Source organism: Acidobacteriota bacterium (assembly GCA_009838525.1).
Lineage (GTDB): Bacteria > Acidobacteriota > Vicinamibacteria > Vicinamibacterales > UBA8438 > VXRJ01.
In genome coordinates this window covers 169,622-187,997 of record VXRJ01000010.1, presented here as the reverse complement: position 1 = coordinate 187,997, position 18,376 = coordinate 169,622, and the positions used below count along the sequence as shown (strand labels likewise).

The 18,376-nt window shown below is 68.3% G+C and carries 15 protein-coding genes; 2 read left to right on the top strand and 13 right to left on the bottom strand.

Annotation, left to right across the window (positions count from 1 at the left end):
* Positions 1-232: 232 nt before the first annotated feature.
* Genes F4Y45_02295 through mfd form a run of 4 tightly spaced genes read right to left on the bottom strand, consistent with a single transcriptional unit; the run spans position 233 to position 6,502 of the window.
* On the bottom strand, positions 233-730 hold the full coding sequence (locus tag F4Y45_02295) for an 8-oxo-dGTP diphosphatase (GenBank protein MXY23337.1): 498 nt from the start codon (positions 728-730) through the stop codon (positions 233-235).
* Positions 727-2,019: a tRNA dihydrouridine synthase DusB gene (dusB, locus tag F4Y45_02290; GenBank protein MXY23336.1), complete on the bottom strand. Its 1,293-nt coding sequence runs from the start codon at positions 2,017-2,019 to the stop codon at positions 727-729. Before dusB ends, F4Y45_02295 begins: the two co-directional genes overlap by 4 nt.
* On the bottom strand, positions 1,901-3,025 hold the full coding sequence (locus F4Y45_02285; protein MXY23335.1) for a hypothetical protein: 1,125 nt from the start codon (positions 3,023-3,025) through the stop codon (positions 1,901-1,903). Before F4Y45_02285 ends, dusB begins: the two co-directional genes overlap by 119 nt.
* Before the next feature lie 24 nt (positions 3,026-3,049).
* Positions 3,050-6,502, bottom strand: coding sequence for a transcription-repair coupling factor (mfd, locus tag F4Y45_02280; protein ID MXY23334.1), 3,453 nt, complete (start codon positions 6,500-6,502; stop codon positions 3,050-3,052).
* 131 nt (positions 6,503-6,633) lie between these two features.
* Between mfd and F4Y45_02275 the strand changes: the two genes are divergently transcribed.
* A complete protein-coding gene (locus tag F4Y45_02275) occupies positions 6,634-7,164 on the top strand; it encodes a hypothetical protein (GenBank protein MXY23333.1) in 531 nt (176 codons plus the stop codon).
* Entirely contained in the window at positions 7,161-7,541 is a 381-nt protein-coding gene (locus tag F4Y45_02270; protein ID MXY23332.1) for a type II toxin-antitoxin system VapC family toxin, read from the top strand. The genes F4Y45_02275 and F4Y45_02270 overlap by 4 nt, the downstream gene beginning before the upstream one ends.
* A gap of 118 nt (positions 7,542-7,659) precedes the next feature.
* On the opposite strand, the gene F4Y45_02265 is transcribed toward F4Y45_02270, so the two are convergent.
* The 9 genes from F4Y45_02265 to F4Y45_02225 all read right to left on the bottom strand — a co-directional run bounded on the left by F4Y45_02265 (position 7,660) and on the right by F4Y45_02225 (position 18,324).
* Positions 7,660-9,918: an AAA family ATPase gene (locus F4Y45_02265; protein MXY23331.1), complete on the bottom strand. Its 2,259-nt coding sequence runs from the start codon at positions 9,916-9,918 to the stop codon at positions 7,660-7,662.
* A 2-nt stretch (positions 9,919-9,920) separates the two neighbouring features.
* Entirely contained in the window at positions 9,921-11,027 is a 1,107-nt protein-coding gene (locus tag F4Y45_02260; protein ID MXY23330.1) for a metallophosphoesterase, read from the bottom strand.
* Complete coding sequence (locus F4Y45_02255; protein ID MXY23329.1) at positions 11,024-12,427, bottom strand: ABC transporter ATP-binding protein; 1,404 nt, start codon at positions 12,425-12,427, stop codon at positions 11,024-11,026. The genes F4Y45_02260 and F4Y45_02255 overlap by 4 nt, the downstream gene beginning before the upstream one ends.
* The gene (locus tag F4Y45_02250; protein ID MXY23328.1) at positions 12,325-13,152 is read right to left on the bottom strand and encodes an ABC transporter permease; all 828 of its coding nucleotides are present in this window, start codon (positions 13,150-13,152) and stop codon (positions 12,325-12,327) included. The genes F4Y45_02255 and F4Y45_02250 overlap by 103 nt, the downstream gene beginning before the upstream one ends.
* Positions 13,142-13,975: a serine/threonine-protein phosphatase gene (locus F4Y45_02245; GenBank protein ID MXY23327.1), complete on the bottom strand. Its 834-nt coding sequence runs from the start codon at positions 13,973-13,975 to the stop codon at positions 13,142-13,144. The genes F4Y45_02250 and F4Y45_02245 overlap by 11 nt, the downstream gene beginning before the upstream one ends.
* Positions 13,906-14,337, bottom strand: a complete 432-nt coding sequence (locus tag F4Y45_02240; protein ID MXY23326.1) for a F0F1 ATP synthase subunit epsilon — start codon at positions 14,335-14,337, stop codon at positions 13,906-13,908. Before F4Y45_02240 ends, F4Y45_02245 begins: the two co-directional genes overlap by 70 nt.
* A 21-nt stretch (positions 14,338-14,358) precedes the next feature.
* Positions 14,359-15,810, bottom strand: coding sequence for a F0F1 ATP synthase subunit beta (gene atpD, locus F4Y45_02235; protein MXY23325.1), 1,452 nt, complete (start codon positions 15,808-15,810; stop codon positions 14,359-14,361).
* An 84-nt stretch (positions 15,811-15,894) separates the two neighbouring features.
* Positions 15,895-16,788 (bottom strand): ATP synthase F1 subunit gamma, encoded by an 894-nt coding sequence (gene atpG, locus F4Y45_02230; GenBank protein ID MXY23324.1) that lies wholly within the window; start codon positions 16,786-16,788, stop codon positions 15,895-15,897.
* A gap of 6 nt (positions 16,789-16,794) precedes the next feature.
* Positions 16,795-18,324, bottom strand: coding sequence for a F0F1 ATP synthase subunit alpha (locus F4Y45_02225; GenBank protein ID MXY23323.1), 1,530 nt, complete (start codon positions 18,322-18,324; stop codon positions 16,795-16,797).
* Between the last annotated feature and the right edge of the window lie 52 nt (positions 18,325-18,376).

The following is an 18,376-nucleotide window of genomic DNA, read 5'->3' as shown; positions in this document are numbered from 1 at the left end:
GCGCGGTGGCGCCCACCAGAAGCAGGATGGCGGCGATCGGCAGAGCGAGCACCCTCAGCCAGGCCCAGCAGGGACAATCAGCAGTCTCGGCGTCGTCGAATCTTGTCCGCGCCACGTCTCCTCCGATCGCCGGGTCAACTCGCGTGACCCCGGCAAACAGACGTCCAAACGCGCATCATATGCCACCCGGAGCCGCCCGCCAACCCTCCGGATCCGCACAATCGCGCGCCCTTCACGGAAGGACGTCGAGGGTGTAATCCAGCATCTGGTCGCCGTCGAAGATCCATCGGCCGGCGAAGCGGCGGCCGGCGGCCACGAGGGGAAGCCAGTGACGGTCGTCCTCCCACATTTCGTCGAAGGGAATGGCGTCGACATCAACCCAGTACGGGGTCGCTTCGCCGGTCTCCGTCGGCTCCCCGTCCATTCCGTCGGCGCGGAAAACATGGACGTAGGTGGAATAGCCGTCGACGAACTGGAATCGGTGGATCCCGGCCAGTTCGGGATGGTGCGGCGTCACACGGAGTTCTTCCTGCATTTCCCGGACGGCGCAGTCCACGAAGGACTCGCCCGGCTCGCGGCGACCGCCAGGACCATTGATCTTGCCCGCACCGAGCCCTCGCTTCTTCCGGATCAGGAGGATCCGTCCCTCAATGATCACGAAGACGAGAGTTGCGGGGTCGACCGCCCGCCAAGCCGTCCAGTCGATCTCGCGCACGCGCCGGGCCGTCATGCGCTCAACGCCACCGCGGCGCCCACCGGCGCGTCGTCCGATTCAAGGTAGTGCCCGCGGATGATCCCGCGGAGTTCGTCGATGGATCCGGCCCGATTGATTGCCGTCCGGAGCAGCGCGCCGCCGTGCTCACCCTTGGTGTACCAGGAGCCGAGCGCCCGCAGCTTGTTGATCACCCAGCGTTCGCGGCTCTGGCGGGTGCGCGAGGGGCGCCGGCGCGCGGCGCCTTCGCCCGGCGCGACATGGCGGAAGCCGGCTGCCTCATCCTCCCCCTCCCGCAGAAGCAGGTCGATGTAGTCCAGCAGGAAGCGGCCGCGGTCCGCGAGCGCCACCTCGGGCGGATCGCCTCCCTCGGCAAGCGCCGCCGCCTGCTGGAAGATCCACGGATTGCGGAGCGCGCCGCGGCCGATCAGGACGCCGGCGACGCGCGTTGCGCCGGTCCACTCCACCGCCTGCTCCGGCGTCACGCAGTCGCCGCTCCCGAAGACGGGCACGGAGACGCCTGCCGCAACGCGGTCGATCAACTCCCAGTCAGAGCTGCCGGTGTATGACTGCCGGGCCGTTCGTCCGTGCACGGCGACCGCGGCGGCGCCGGCATTCTCCATCCGTCGGGCCACCTCGGGCGCGTTGATCGTCTTCTCGTCCCACCCGGCGCGCATCTTGACGGTGACCGGTATCGACACCGCATCGGTCATCGCGCGCACGACCGACGCCGCATGCGGAGGCTCGCGCATCAGGCTGCACCCGGCGTTGTGCTTCGCAATCTTCGGGACGGGGCAGCCCATGTTGACGTCGACGATGTCGGCTCCCATCCCTTCGACCACCTGCGCAGCCGCCGCCATCTTGCCGGGATCGCCACCAAAGATCTGAATCGAGACCGGGCGTTCCTCCTCGGTGTACTCGGCGTACTCCAGCGTGCGGTCGATGCCGCGCACGAGGCCCTCGGAGCTGACCATCTCGGTCACGACCAGTCCGCAGCCGCCGCGCGCCTTCACCAGTCGGCGGAACGCGGTGTCGGTCATCCCCGCCATCGGGGCGAGGGCGTACGGGTGATCGAGCGTGATTGTGTCGATCCGGGTCTTGCGCGTCATGCTCAGGGCCTTCGTTCCGGCGGTGGCTCCTGGCGCCCGCGGAGCGGAGGCCACCGGCGAGGCGGCGGGCGCCGGTCCCTTACTGAGCGCCGCCGGCGATCCGCTCGGCCCGATCGAACGACTCGAACGCCTGACGGAGGGTGTCGTCCTTCCATTCGATGTCCGCTTCCTCACGCAGCTCGTCCAGGAAACGGGCATACTCGGCGGTCCGGCGATCGTTGAAGACGTTGTTGGCGATCATGTCCTGAACCTCTTCGAAGGTCCGGGGTTCGGGGCGCGTCCGGGCCTCGAGCTGCAGGACCTGGTAACCGACCGCCGTCCGGACGGGCTCGCTCACGTCGCCCACCTGCAACTCGTCCAGCACAGCAGCGACCTGTTCGCTGATGATCGACTCGTCCAGCGGCCCGATCAGGCCGCCGTTCGCCTTCGACGCGGCGTCGGAGACGGCTATTGCCACGTTTGCGAACTCCTCTCCCGCGAGCACGCGGTCGCGTGCCTCCTGCGCCCGTGCGAGGCCTGCCGTATCGGCGGCATCGGCCAGGGCGCCGGCCGGTCCATCGGAGACGCGAACCATGATCTCGCGCATGGTCACGGTTCCCGGCTCGGTGAACTGCTCGATGTTCTCATCGTAGTACTCGCGCGCCTCGACCTCGGTAAGCGTCACCTTCGACAGCACTTCCACCTGCTGCACCTGGCTGATGAGCATCTGCCGCTCGAACAGTTGCCGCAGGTCGGGGAGGGTCATCCCTTCGGCGGCCAGCGCCGTGGTGAACTCTTCCTCGGTGTTGAGGTCGTTCTCTTCCCTGATGCCGTCGACCATCTCGGCGAACATCTCGTCCGTCAGCTCATAACCCAGCTCGCGTCCCCGCTGCATCAGCAACAGTTCGTCGATCGCGGTCGAAATCACCTCCGGGGTCACGTCCCGGAGCAATCGCACCAGGTCGGCGTCCGTGACCGGCTGGGAGCCGCGCGTGCGGATCGCATCGATCTGACGCTCTTCCAGTTCGGTCTGCGTGACGATGTCGCCGTTCACCTTCACCAGGATCCGCTGCACCACCTCGCCGACGGCGGTGTCCGGACTGCTGCCTCCCAGTTGCGCGGAGGCCAGCGCCGGTGTGAGCACCAACCCGCCGGCCAACCAGAACACCACTCCCAGCGCGCAAACGCTCCCGCCAACCGATGTCCGTCGCTTGAGTCTCGCCATTTCGTACGCGGCTCCTTCTGCCTGCTACCCCAAGTTTAGCGCCGATAGGCCGTCAAGCAAGTGGTTGACCCGCGCGAGCAAGGCCAGGTCACGCCGCGTCGCCGCCGTGGCGGCCCGTGTCGGCGGCTGCCCGGCCTCGGACGCGGACACCAGTTCGCCCTCGAGGTCGAGTCGCAGCAACCCGCTCGGCGAAAGGGCGATGCCAGGCCGCGAGCTGACGAACTCGACCATTCGCGCCGCGTCGAGCGGCGCATCCCCGCGGAATCGGATCATCAACTGCGATCCGTCTCGGTCGATCGCCTCCACGCCGATCCGATCCGCCGCGATACGCGTCCGGCCGTACGCGGCGAGCCGGTCGATGGTCGGATGAACCGGCCCGTAGCGGTCGGCCACCTCGTCGAGCGCGGTAGCCAGCGCCGCCTCGCCGGTGGCTGCCGCCACCTTCCGGTAGACGGCCAGACGCTGATCCGACTCCGGGATGTACCGTTCGTCGATCCGGAGGTCGACGCCCAGGTGCACGCGGGCCAGGCGTTCCTCGGCCACTTTTTCGCCCTGTAGTTCGCGAACCGTCTGCTCCAGAAGCTTCACGTAGAGGTCGAAGCCGATCGCCTCGATGTGGCCGGTCTGCTCGGCCCCCAACAGGTTGCCGGCGCCGCGGATTTCGAGATCGAGCGCCGCGATCCGGAAGCCGCTGCCCAGTTCGCTGAACTCACGGATGGCGGCGAGCCGCTTCCGCGCCACCGGCGAGAGCTGATCCTTGGGCGGCACCACCAGGTAGGCGTAGGCCCGGCGGTCGGAGCGGCCCACGCGCCCGCGCAGCTGGTAGAGCTGGGCGAGACCGTACCGTTCGGCACGGTTGATGATGATGGTGTTGACGTTCGGAATGTCGATGCCGTTCTCGATGATCGTCGTGGCGATCAGAATGTCGTAACGGTGCGCGACGAAGTCGATCATCACCCGCTCGAGCGTCGCCTCGTCGGTCTGGCCATGCGCGACCGCCAGGCGCGCTTCGGGCACCAGGCGGCGGACGCGGTTCGCTACCGCGGCGATCGATTCGACCCGGTTGTGCACCAGGTAGATCTGGCCGCCGCGCGCCAGCTCGGTCCGGATGGCGCGCGCTATCAGGTCGCCGTCGAACCGGATCACGTTCGTCTGGATCGCCAGACGGTCCTTTGGCGGCGTCTCGATCACCGACAGATCCCGGATGCCCGCCAGCGACATGTTCAGCGTGCGCGGAATCGGCGTCGCCGTCAGCGTCAGAACGTCGACCCTGCGCCGCAACTGCTTGATCCGCTCCTTGTGCGCCACCCCGAACCGCTGCTCCTCGTCGACGACAAGCAGGCCGAAGTCGCGGAACCGCACGTCCTTCGACAACAGCCGGTGCGTGCCCACGACGAAGTCCACCTTACCCGCCGCCAGGTCCGACAGCGTCTGCTTCTGCTCCGCCCGGCCGACGAACCGACTGAGCATGGCAACCCGGATGGGGAACGCCGCGAACCGCTCGCGGATCGTCTCGGCGTGCTGGAACGCCAGCACCGTGGTGGCGGTGAGCAGGGCGACCTGCTTGCCGTCCATCAGCGCCTTGAACGCCGCGCGGAGCGCCACTTCGGTCTTTCCGTAGCCCACGTCGCCGCACAGCAGCCGGTCCATCGTGCCGGGAGCCTCCATGTCCCGCTTGATGTCGGCGAGGGCTGACTGCTGATCGGGCGTCAACTCGTACTCGAACGCCGCCTCGAACTCCCGCTGCCAGTGCGTATCCGGGCCGAACGCATGACCCGGAAGCGCCTTCCTCGCGGCGTACAGCTTGAGCAGTTCCTGCGCCATGTCGCGCATCGACTTGCGGACCCGCTTCTTCGCCTTCTGCCAGCTCGTACCTCCCAGCTTGTCGAGCGATGCGTTGGCGGCGCCGGTGTACTTCTCCAGCAGGTCCAACTGCTCGACCGGGACGAACAGCTTGTCGTCGCCGGCGTAGCGCAACTCGACGAATTCCTGCGCCGCGCGGCCCGGCCCGGTGCCGAGGTGGCGGAGGCCGACGAACGCCCCGACGCCGTGGTCGACGTGCACGACCGGGTCCCCCGCCTTCAGGTCGCGGAAACCGGTGAGAAACGAGCGCGCAGCCGACTTCTTCTGGTGGCGGACCAGGTGCTCGTCATCGAACAGGTCCGACTCCGCGTAGATCTGCAGGTGGGCGCCGGGCAACCGGAACCCGCGCGACAGTTGCCCCGTCGCGACGAGAACGGTCGCCGGCGCGGTCGTCTCCGCCCCCTCCACCTGGACGCCTACCAAGTCATGCTCGGCCAGCAACTCAATAATCCGCTCGGCCCGGCCCGCCGTCTCGGCGACGAACAGCAGGCGGTCCCCCCGCTCGCGGCCGCGCCGCACGTCGTCCAGCCACTCGTGCAGATGGTTCCGGAAGCCGAGGGCGGGCTGACAGGCGACGTGACGTGCGCCGGCCTCGACGTCGAGTGGATCGATCGTTGCCGCGCCGTCGAACCAGCCGATGGCCTCGTCGTCGTTCACCGCAAGGGTCTCGGGCAGCGGCGCCGGATCTCCTCTCTCCGCCGCTCCGACCCGCGCGGTGCGCAGTTGCGCCACGCTCTCGCGGACGTGATCCATGGATTCCTCCGGGCTGGTCACGACGAACCGCGCGTCGGCCGCGTGCACGTAGTCGGCAAACGTCGCCGACCGGTCCGGCGCCGGCGCAATCTCGCCGTCGCCGTCCACCGTGTCCACTCCGTCCAAATCCCGATCCAGCTGATCGATCAGAGGGCGGACCAACACCTGGTCGAGCGTCGAGACCGACCGCTGCGTCGACGGATCGAACCGACGGATCGATTCGACGCTGTCGCCGGCGAACTCCGCGCGGATGGGGTACTCCTCCCCCGCCGGAAAAACGTCCACGACGCCACCCCGGCCGCAGTACTCGCCATGCGCCTCGACCGGATCGGCGCGCATGAATCCTGCTCCGGCAAGCCGATCCACCAGCTCGATCGGATCGCAGACGCCGCCAACGCGCAATTCCGCTACCGATTGCGTCAGCCGTGGCGGCGGGCTGAGGCGCGGCAGGAGAGCGGCCGCCGAGGCCACGACGACCCGCGCGTCGCGCCTGGCAAGCGCCACCAGAGCTCGCGCCCGGGAAGAGGCCACGTCGAGGTGCGGGGCGATGCCGCGGTACGGGTCGACCTCGGGCGAGGGAAACGGCAGCACGGCCCGCGCCGCCTCCTCGCGCGTAAGGCCGTCCAGCGCCGCGAGGAAGAACCGCGCGTCGCCGGTCATCGATTCGATGTCCCGGTCACGCGGCACGACCAGCACGACCGATCCACCGCCGGCAAAGACCGTCGCCGCGAAAGCCTGCGCCGGCGGCGTCAGCCCGGAGATCGACCCACCGGTGGACGCACCACGCCCCAGGGCGGCGCCATCCGCCGCCTGCCGAAACAGGGCGCGCAACGTCAGCGACACGTTCCGATCCGGCGCCATCCGCGCGCCGAACCGTAGAGTCTATCTTGGCGCCGCCAGTCGTGCAGTGCGGTGCGCCGGCCTCCAGGCCGGCACCATCTCCACCACAGCCTATTGACAGAGAATAGGGTTACTGACATGTTCAATACATAATGCCGACACATTGGGAGCCGCGCAGTGCCTCGGGAGGCGGAACGACCGCCTACCGTCGTCCCAAGCCGGGCACCCGCACCGCCCGAGTCTGGGAAATCGCGGACGCGGTCACGCGCGAGCGGGGTCGCCTGGCAACCGTGGCGGAAGTGCGAGAGCGCGTCGTCGCCGAAGCGGGCAACGGTCGAACGGCCAACACGCAGTACTACCACTGGAAGGCTCACCGCGCCGCCCGAAGCGAACTCAATGCGCCGACGCCGCCCGGAGCCAATCGGCTGGGCGACGTTCCGCCCCAGTCCCTCCGCGTGGCGCCGGATGGACGCATCGTGGTTCCCGCCGCCATGCGCGACGCGATGCGAATCGGACCGGACGGTGGGGTGGTCGCGCGGGTTGAGAACGGCGAGCTGCGCGTGATCTCCTCAGCCGTCGCGGTGGAACAGGTGCAGGCAAGCATGCAGCGCTACAAGCAACCCGAAGAAAGTGTGGTCGACGAGTTCCTCGCGGAGCGGCGGACGCTGTGGGGCGAGGAATGAGCGTCGTTTTCGATGCCTCCGCAGTGCTGACGATTGCGTTCGCTGAAGACGGCGCCGACGTGGCCATCCGCGACCTGGAAGGCGCTCTGATGTCTTCGGTCAACGCCTCCGAGGTCGTGGCGAAGTTCATCGATCGGGGGTCGAGCCCCGAGGAGGCTCGCATCGCGTTCCTCAAGTTCAACATGAAGGTCCGGCCGTTCGATCAGCAACTCGCCATCGCGGCCGGTCAGATGCGCGCGCAGACGCGGACGCGCGGTCTTTCCCTCGGCGACCGTGCCTGCCTTGCTTTCGCAAGCCGCGAAGGCGCCCGCGTCGTCACGGCTGACCGATCGTGGAAGGACGTGAACTTGGGCGTTGAGATAACAGTGATCCGTTAGCCGCGCATCGCTATTAAGCCTTGGGCTGTCAAGTGTTGTTATGGGTCTTCGGAAGGGCTCTGCATACCAAGAGATCCGAAGCTATTCTTTATTATGTACCGCGTAGCCGCCGCAGTGGCTAAACGGGTTGTTCCCCCGCCGGCTTCGACAGGGGCGGCGGCAGCATGACGACGCGATCTTCCGGCTCGGCCAGATGCTCCTTCGCCCAAGTCAGCACGTCATCCTCGTGGGTGAAAAGGACCACCTGCGTCTCCCGGCTGATCGCCCGCAGCGTTTCCAGCACGGCCACCTTGCGGCCGGCGTCGCACGCGGCGACGACATCATCGAGGATCATCGGGCAGCTCTCCCCGGGCGCGGTCAGGTGCCGGGCTAGCGCGAGGCGGAGCAGCAGGTAGACCTGCTCGGCCGTGCCGCGCGACAGATACGATGCGTCGCGCCACCGGCTGCCCCCGCCGCGGACGTCCACCTGGAGTGATTCCGGGTCGACCTTGCAGTCGTCGTACCGCCCGCCAGTTACGCGCGGCAGCCACTCCAGCACCGTCTTCTTGAGCACCGGCGCGATGTCACGGTGGACCCGTTCCTCGGCCCGCTCCAGGAAGTCGACCGTCGTCTTCAGCGTCTTGCCCAGTTGCTGCAGATGCGCCAGATCGCGTTCGGCCGCCTCCAGATCCTCCTCGGCACCGACGACGCTCGGAAGGTCCGCCTCGCGCTGGCGCATCTCGCCCCGGAACCCATCGCTGGCGGCGCGCGCGGCGCGAGCATCTTCCTCGAAGCGGCCGAGCTGGTCCGCGCCGGGAGACTCCCGCCGAACTTCAGCCATCACGTCCGCATCGACGGTCGCCGACAGCCCGTTGGCCTCGTCGCGCAAGCGCTCCGCGTGCCCCCGCAGGTCCCCGACCTCGCGGCCCGCGAGCACCTGCTGAAGTTCGTCCCACTGCGCGCCCAGGCGATCCTGCTCGGCGACACGTTCCTGCCGCCGCCGCCGCCACTCGACCAGGCCGTCTGCCTGCCCCTCCGGGTCCGGCGCCGCGACGCCCGCCGCCAAGGCCGCGGCCCCGAGAGCCTCTGCCGCGCGCGAGTGCCGTTCCATCGCCGCCGCATACCGCCGGTCGGCCGCCAGGCGCTGTTCCTGCTGGTTCCGGATCAGTCGGAGGCGTCCCTCGATCACCGTGTTCATCGCGGCGGTGTCCGGGACGGCAAGTGCCGCTCGCCGCTTCACCAGACCCCACCACACAAGCCCCGCCCCGCCGGCGAGTGTGGCAATGCCGGGAAGCGGCAGCTCCGCGAGGAGCAGCACGATCCCCAACACCATGCCGACGACGCCCAGCGCGAGGAACGCCGTCGCTGAAGCCCCCGGTTCCCGCGCCGCCGACGTTGACGCGGCTTCTGTCCTGGTCCGCCCGGCGACTTCCGCCGCCTCACGTTCAAGTTCCTCCACCGTCTTTCCCGCGGGCGGCGTCGCGCCGGGGAGCGCCCGCCACCCGGCAAGCGCATCCGCCACCTGGTTGAGGAGGCGATCGTCCTCCATCGTGGGGCGCGGGGCGCCGCCCGGAAACCGGGACTGCAGGTCGGCCGCCCGTTCGGCGCGACGCTCCGCGTCCTCGGCGGCCACGTCCGCGATCAGTGCACGAAGCGCCGACACCCGCTGCTCGCACAAGGCGGCCTCCTGGACGTGTCGTTCCAGCCGCGCGTGCCGCTCGGCGTAGTCATCGTGCTGGCGACGCGCCGCGTCGAGCGCCTCCCGCGCTTCGTCGAGGCGTCTCCGCGCGACGGGCAGCGGTTTCGTTGTCGCGCGCGGCGACCCGACCCGCTCCCGGAAGCACTCCTCAAGGAGTTCCAGGGCGCGGGCGGCGGTCGAATCGGCCCCCGCGGTGGCGGCGGCGCGCTGGAGATCCTCCTGAAGCGCTTCGGGATCGTCGAGCACGCCGAGCACGTCCGCCTGCCGCACGCACGCGACGCCGAGAAACGTGTTGCGGTTCAATCCGAGGAAACGCGAGCCGTCCGGTGATCCGTCGTGCACGATCTCGTTCGCGTAGTCCGCCCCGGCGAGGTCGGCGTCCGTCGCGCTGCAGTTCCGGCTGGCGAGGTCCTGCCGCAGTTCGATCCGGCGCCCGTCCGCGAGGGCGACGACCGCGGTGACCGTCCAGCCGCCGCCAGCGGCGTCCCAGGGCCGGTGGCGATCCTCGAAGTCCCGATCTTCCGACCGGACCGCCCCCTTGCCCCGGCGCAGGCCGCACAGCCCGGCGTAGAGCGCCGCGTGCCAGGACGACTTACCCGCTTCGTTCGGACCGTAGATAACGGTCATCCGCGGCGCCGGCGCGAGCGTGGCGTCCTCGAACGGGCCGAAGGGATGCGCGCGGACCGAGTCGAACCGCATCCTCAGAGCACCTCCAGGTCGGACCGCCCTTCGAGAGCGCGGAGACCGGTCGTCAGGACACGCCGCCGTTCGTCCGCCGCCAACTCCGCCTCGAGCACGTCGCGGACGAACTGGCCCCGCACGGTCTGCTCGGTCCGGACCGCCTCGATGTCGTAACCGGACCGAAGGCTGCCGGTCCGGACCTGCACCGCGTCGAACCTATCGAGCAGGGTGGAACGCAGATCCTCGGCGTGCAGGTCGACCTCCCGGCTCACCTCGCCGACAACCGTGACCCGGGCGACGCCGCTACGGCCCGCGGCAATCTCCGCAAGGCGATCGAGCACCGCACGCTGCGAGGTGCAGCCGGAGACATCGAGGGCGAGATCGTGTGTCTCGGTGACCGCCACCACATGCCAGTCGCGCTCCACCGACCCGTCCGCCCCGATCGCCGCCACCACCGGGCCGCGCCGCCCCTCCTCGCCGAACGCCAGCGGGTCGGGATTGCCCGGATAGGTGTGGCGGGGGGCCGCCTTCGGCTGATGGTAGTGGCCCATGAAGGCGTGCGCGACGCCGGCTCGCGCGATGTCCGCCTCGTCGAACGGCGCGTGCAACGCCTTGCCTTCCTCCTGCGCGTCGAGCCACGAGCTTTCCGCGGCGTGGCAGAGGGCGACATGGACACCCGGCCCGCGGGCCGTGAAGCCTTCGAAGAAGTTGCCGGTGTTCGCCGGCTGGCAGTGGGCTGCGCCCCAGAGCGTCACGCCGTCGCCGAGGGGAACCGGCTGCAGCCGCGCGTCACGGAAGATGTGAACGTTGGCGCTCCACGCGACGTTGGCGTAGAGACTCTGCGGACCGTACCAGTCATGGTTGCCAGGCGCGATGTACACCGGCACCGGCGCCAGTTCCTCGAACGTACTCCGGAGGAACTGCGCCGTGTCCGGCGTTACCCGCTGGTGCTCATACAGATCGCCGCCGCAGAAGAGCGCGTCGGCAGCGACATCCCGGGTCAGCCCGGCGATCCGGTCCAGGGCCTGCTGCAAACCCCGGCGGCGCTTGCGGGCTTCCTGGCCGTCCGCGCCCGCCCACGCGAACGCGGAATCGAGATGCAGGTCGGCGAAGTGGACGATCTTCACCGGAACCGGACGTTGGGCGTGAACGCCCAGTCATGGCGGGGCCGGTAGATCCCGGTGTCGCCCACGTCGGACTTCACGCGGAACGTGTAGAGGAGGCGATGGTAGTCGTACTGGAAGCCGGTCACGCTGTGCACCGCGACGTCCAGCTTGTAGGTGCCCGCCACCAGGTCGAGATGGTCGATCGTGAACATCACCTCGCCGTCTCCCGACAGCTCGAGGGCCTCGAACCGCTCGATGTCGGTATTGGTGCCGTAGCAGCAGACCCCTTCCGTGTTGAAGATACTGATGCCGAAGACGAAGTCGGCGACCGGTTCGGGGGTGCTGTACGCGAGACGGATGGTCATCCGGTCGCCGCTGTCGAACAGATGCGCCTCCTGCCCGTCCCGCTCCATCGTTACCCGGTGGATTCGGACCGGGCCGGAGCCCCAGCGTCCCTCCGCCGCGCTGAACATGTCCTGAGGGCCGCCGTCATCGGCGGTCTCCTCCGGGTCTGGCAGACCGCCGGCCGTCTCCAGCACTTTCTGCTCCATCGCGGCGATTACGTGCTCCTCGCCGAACGCGACGTCCGTCCGGTAGGCGTGGACGATGCGGCGCGAGTCACCCCGGTCGCGAAGGCGGCCGGCATCGAGCCAGGCGGCTTCGTCACAGAACCGCTCGACCATGCTGAGGCCGTGCGTGACCAGCAGAATGGTCTTGCCGCGGCGCTTGAACTCGGCGAACTTGTCGATGCACTTCAGGCCGAACGCCTCGTCGCCGACCGCCAGCACTTCGTCCACCAGCAGGATGTCGGGATCCACGTTGATGGCGACCGCGAAACCGAGGCGGATGTACATCCCCGACGAGTAGGTCTTGACCGGCGAGTCGATCACGTCGCCCAGCTCGGCGAACTCCACGATCTCGTCGAACCGCCGCGCGATCTCGCGTTTCGACATTCCGAGCATGACGCCATTGATGAAGATGTTCTCGCGGCCGGAGATCTCCGGGTGAAAACCGGCGCCCAGCTCGATGAGGGCGGAGATCCGACCGTCTACCGCAATGGCGCCGGTGGTCGGCCGGGCGATGCCCGCGATCAGCTTGAGCAGCGTGCTCTTGCCGGACCCGTTGCGTCCGATCAGGCCGACGGTAGCCCCGCGCGGGACGTCGAGGGAAACCCCATCCACCGCGCGGACCACCTCCTCCGGACGCAGGTCGCTGGCCAGGCTGCCGCTCAACAGCGCGCTCTTCAGCGTCTGGAACTTGCGCTGATGCGCGTAGCGGCGATAGAGCTTCGTGACGTCCCGAATCGCGATGGCGTTATTCACAGCTCCTCCGCGAACGAGTCTCGCATGCGGTCGAACAGCGCATAGCCCGCCACGAACAGGACCAGCGACGCGGCGCCGAGCGCGAGCAGCCACTTCCAGTGCCCGAACGGCCCGTCGTAGAAGAGGATCTCCTGGTATGAGATCGCCAGGTGCGCGAACGGGTTCATGTCCATGAGCACCTTGCCGAGGGGCGGCAGGCTGCCGATCTGCGGACCGCGCTCCGCGACCATCGACATCGGGTAGATGATCGGCGTCGCGAAGAACCAGAGGGTGAGGACGTTCGCCAGCAGGTCGCGGATGTCCCGGAAGTGCACGGTCAGCGCGGCGAGGATCAACGCGAGGCCGAGCGTCAGGAGAAACTGCACCGCCAGAACGGCCGGGAACCAGAGGAGTTCTATCGGGCTCGGGAGATTGACCGCAAAGAAGGCCAGCCCGAGTACGAGGATCGGCAGCGCCAGCAGGAAGTGCACCATGTTGGCGACCACCGACACGACCGGCAGTACCTCCGCCGGAAAGAGCACCTTCTTGATCAGGTTGCCGTTGACCAGCAGCGCGTTCGAAGAATCGGTCAGCGCGGTCGAGAACCACGTCCACGGAAGCAGGCCGCAGAAGAGGAAGAGCGCGTACGGCTCGATGTCGACCGGCCGGAACCCGACCAGCACGACCGAGAAGACGAACGTGTAGACGAGCAGCAGCAGCAGGGGGTTGGCGAACGACCAGAAGAACCCGAGGATCGAGCCGCGGTAACGTGCCTTCAGTTCACGCGTGACGAGAGTCTGAATCAGCGTCCGGTGCCGAACCAGCCGCTGCAGGCTATCGATCATTCACATCCACCACGACCACGGTGATGTTGTCCGGACCGCCCGCCGCGTTGGCGGCCTCTATCAACGCGGTCACGATGTCGTCCGGTTGCCGGTCCGCGCCGAGCAGAGCGTTGATCCGGGAGTCCGAAAGTACCACCGGCAGGCCGTCCGAGCAGAGAAGCAGCCGGTCGCCCGCCGCCAGGTCGACCTTCGCCACCTCTACGTCGAGCTCTTCCTCGCCCATCAAGGCGCGCGTGACGACGTGGCGCCAGTGGTGGCGCCGCGCCTGGTCGGCCGTCAGGCGGCCGGCACGGACCTGATCCTCCACCCAGGAATGGTCATGCGTCAGCCGCTCGATCCGGCCCCCGCGCCGCCGGTAGGCGCGGCTGTCGCCCACGTGAGCGACCGCTCCCTGCGCACCGTGGGCCAGGAACGCGACGGCCGTGGTCGCCATCCCCTCGAGGGTGGAGTCGTCGGCGATTGCCTGCGCCAACTGCCGGTTGGCGAGGTGCAGCCCGGCGCGCAGGCGGTTGCCCTCCGGGCCAAGCGACGGATCCTCGTCGACCGGCCAGGGCCTGCCGCCGCCGGGGATGAGCGTGGCGGCGACGAAGTGTTCCAGTTCCTTGACCACCAGGGCGGCCGCCACCTCGCCCGCGACGTGGCCTCCCATCCCATCCGCGACGACGCAGAAGTCGAGGTCGGCACGGACGCGTACCGCGTCCTCGTTGCCCGACCGCCGAAGACCGGGGTCGGTGCGCGCGGCGTAGCTGAGCTTCACCGCACCGGGGTACGGCGACGGCGCATCCGCTCGGCCACCTGCAGACGGGCCAGCGACTTGAGCAATGCGATCCGCGCCCGCTGGAAATCTACCTCGGTTGCCTCGGCGAGCCGCTTCCGCGCGCGCTCCGCCGCGGCCTCGGCCCGCTCGATGTCGATCTCGTCCGCGCGCTCCGCCGTGCGGGCCAGGATCCGGATCCGATCCGGCAGGATCTCCGCAAAGCCGAAGGCGACGTGCAGGTACGACAGGTCCTCGCCCCGCCGGAACCAGACCTCTCCCACGTCCAGCGTCACCAGCAGCGGCGTATGCCCGGGCAACACCCCGAGGTAGCCCTCGGCGCCTGGGATCTGCGCCTCGTCCACCGTCTCGTGGACGATCGCCCGGTCCGGCGTGACAATCTCTATCGTCAGGTGCTGCGGTAGCGGCATCGGTAGAGTTTCCGCGCTGGCCTAGGCGGCCGAGCCCTGCTGCTCCGCGTTGGCCACCGCTTCCTCAATGGTACCCACCATGTAGAACGCCTGCTCCGGCAGATGATCGTGCTTGCCTTCGACGATCTCCTGGAAGCCGCGCACGGTGTCGGCAATCGGGACGTACTTCCCTTCCTTGCCCGTGAACTGCTGGGCCACGAAGAAGGGCTGGGACAGGAACTTCTCGATCTTCCGCGCACGGGAGACGGCCAGCTTGTCGTCCTCCGACAACTCGTCGATCCCCAGAATGGCAATGATGTCCTGCAGGTCCTTGTAGCGCTGCAGCACCTGCTTGACGGCGCGGGCGACGTTGTAGTGCTCCTCTCCGATGACGCGCGGGTCGAGGATGCGCGACGTCGACGCCAGCGGATCGACGGCAGGGTAGATACCCAGCTCAACGATCCGGCGCGACAGGTTGGTCGTCGCGTCGAGGTGCGCGAACGTCGTCGCCGGCGCCGGATCGGTGTAGTCGTCGGCAGGCACGTAGATCGCCTGCACGGAGGTGATCGATCCCTTGCGTGTCGACGTGATCCGTTCCTGCAGCGCGCCCATCTCGGTCAGCAGGGTCGGCTGGTAGCCGACCGCCGACGGCATCCGTCCGAGCAGGGCGGAAACCTCGGATCCCGCCTGCGTGAAACGGAAGATGTTGTCGATGAAGAGGAGAACGTCCTTCCCTTCGGCGTCCCGGAAGTACTCGGCGACGGTGAGCGCGCTCAGGCCGACGCGCAGGCGCGCGCCGGGCGGCTCGGTCATCTGACCGTAGATCAGGGCGGCGCGGGACTTCTCCGGCTCCTCCAGGCTGACCACGCCGCTCTCCTGGAACTCCAGCCAGAGGTCGTTCCCTTCGCGCGTCCGCTCGCCGACCCCGCCGAACACCGACACGCCGCCATGCTTCATGGCGATGTTGTGGATCAGCTCCTGGATGATGACCGTCTTGCCGACGCCAGCGCCGCCGAACAGGCCGATCTTGCCTCCCTGCAGGTAGGGCTCGAGGAGATCGATGACCTTGATGCCGGTCTCGAACATCTTGAGCTCGGTCGACTGATCCTCGAGCTCCGGGGCCGGCCGGTGAATCGACCAGCGCTCGTCGGCCTCGACCGGCTGATCCGGGAAGTCGACCGGCTCGCCCAGCACGTTCAGCACCCGGCCCAGCGTTTTCGGCCCGACCGGCATCGAGATCGGCGCGCCGGTGTCCACCGCTTCCATCCCGCGCTGCATCCCGTCGGTGGGCTTCATGGCCACGGTGCGGACGCGGCTCTCCCCGAGGTGCTGCTCGACCTCGCAGATGACGTCGACCGGGTCGGTCCCGTCGACATCGGCCCTGATCTGCAACGCGTTGTAGATCGGCGGCAGGTAGCCGCCCCCGAATTCCACGTCGACCACCGGGCCGATCACCTGTACGACGCGCCCGACCTTGTTCTCCGCATCCGCCATCGTCTCTTCTGCTCCTGATCCGTGCCGTTCCCGGTGAATTCGCCTATGCCGTCCGGCCCCGACGCTCCACGTTGCGCGCGGCCGCTACAGCGCCTCCGCGCCCGAAACCACCTCGATCAACTCACGGGTGATCGCCGCCTGGCGAACCTTGTTCATATGGAGCGTCAGACCGTCGATCATCTCGCCCGCGTTCCGCGTCGCCGCGTCCATCGCGGTCATGCGCGCCGCGTGCTCTGCCGCCGCCGACTCCAGTAGCACGCGGAAACACTGCGTCTCGACATGGTGCGGAAGAAGGTCGGCGAAGATCTGCTCGGCGGCCGGCTCGAAGAGGTGCCCGGCCTCGGTCAGGTCGGACCCGTCGGCCAGCCCCTCGACAGTCTCACCGTCCACCTCCTGAAGGGTCGGGATCGGCAGCAACTGATCGACCACCACCTTCTGCTGCAGGACGCTCTTGAACTCGTTGTAGAGGACGACGACGCGCGAAACCTCGCCGTCGACGTACTGCTCGGTCGCGATCCGCGCCATTTCCTCGGCGTGCGCGTAGGTCAACCTGCTGAACAGATTCACCATCTCGAACCGGATCTCCACACCGCGGCGGCCAAAGTAGTCGCGTCCCTTCCGTCCCACCAGTCCAAGCGCCACCGGCTTGTCCGAATTCACGATGAAGCTCGACGCCTCGCGGACCAGGTGGGAATTGAAGCTGCCGCAAAGCCCCTTGTCGGCGGTCACCAGGAACAGCAGCACCGGCGCCTCCGGCGCGCGCGGCGCCGCCAGCAGCGGGTGGCCCGGCGCGTCGGCGTTCCGCTCCGCCAGATCGGCCAGCACGCGCCGCATCAGGCTCGCGAACGGCCGAGCGTTGACGATCCGGTCCTGCGCGCGACGCAACTTCGACGCCGCCACCGTCTTCATCGCCTTGGTGATCTGTTCCGTCGACTTGACGGCCCGGATCCGGCGGCGGAGATCGATGAGGGAGGGCATCGGTCGTCAGGCCGCCGCGTCCTTGCGCGCCGCGACAAACTGCTGCGAGAACTCGCGGACCACTTCCTCGAAACTGGCCGCCAGCTCGTCGCTCAGTTTCTTTTCTTCCGCCAGGCGCGACACCAGATCGGCGTGGCGGGTCTCCATCAGGCGGTACAGCTCGGTCTCGTAGGTCGCGACATCGCTCTCCGCGACCTCGTCGAGAAAGCCCTTCGTGCCGGCGAAGATGAACATCACCTGACGCTCAACGGGCAGCGGCGCGTACTGCGGTTGCTTCAGCACCTCGACGAGGCGCGCGCCGCGGTTGAGCTGGTGCTGGGTTGCCTTGTCGAGGTCGCTCCCGAACTGCGCGAACGCCTGCAGCTCGCGGTATTGCGCCAGGTCCAGCCGGAGCGTGCCGGCTACCTGCCGCATCGCCCGGATCTGGGCCGACCCCCCGACACGCGAGACCGAGTTGCCGACGTTGATGGCCGGCCGGATTCCCTGGTGGAACAGATCCGACTCGAGGAAGATCTGCCCGTCGGTGATCGAGATCACGTTGGTCGGAATGTAGGCGGACAGGTCGCCCGCCTGCGTCTCGATGATCGGCAGCGCGGTGAGCGAGCCGCCGCCGAGCTCGTTGTTCAGTTTCGCGGCTCGCTCGAGCAGGCGGGAGTGGAGATAGAACACGTCTCCCGGGAACGCCTCGCGCCCTGGCGGCCGCCGCAGCAGGAGGGAGATCTCACGGTAGGCCTGCGCGTGCTTCGACAGGTCGTCGTAGATGCAGACCGCGTGGCGGCCGCTGTCGCGGAAGTACTCGCCGAGCGTGCAGGCGGAGTAGGGGCTGATGTAGAGGAGGGGCGCCGGCTCGGAAGCGGCGGCGGCGACGACGATGGTGTAGTCCATCGCCCCCTCATCTTCCAGGGTCCGTACCACCTGCGCGATGGTCGACTGCTTTTGCCCGATGGCGTTGTAGATGCAGACGACGTCGAGTCCCTTCTGGTTGATGATCGTGTCGATCGCGACCGCGGTCTTGCCGGTCTGCCGGTCGCCGATGATCAGCTCGCGCTGGCCGCGGCCAATCGGGATCATCGCGTCGACTGCCTTCAGCCCGGTCTGCAGCGGCTCCTTGACCGGCTGCCGGTCGACGACGCCGGGCGCAATCCGCTCGATCGGCGACTGCCGGGTCGTCGCAATCGGACCCTTGCCGTCGATCGGTTGGCCCAGCGCGTTCACGACGCGGCCCAGCATGGCGTCACCCACCGGCACCGACATGACGCGACCGGTCCGCTTGACGGTATCGCCCTCGCGGATCTCCGTCGTGGCGCCGAGAAGCACGGCGCCGACACCGTCTTCCTCCAGATTCAGGGCGATACCGAAGACGCCGTGCGGGAACTCGAGCATCTCGGTCGCCATGGCCCGGTCAATCCCGTGCAGGCGCGCGATGCCGTCGCCAACCGAGACGACGGTGCCAACCTCCGCCACGTCGACGTCGAGCGAGTAGTCGCCCAGCTGTTCCTTGATGATCTGTGAGATTTCGTCTGCTTTGATCGTCATCAGTCTCTGTCGTGTGCCGTCCGTTCGGTAATCGTGATCGTTTCTCCGCCGC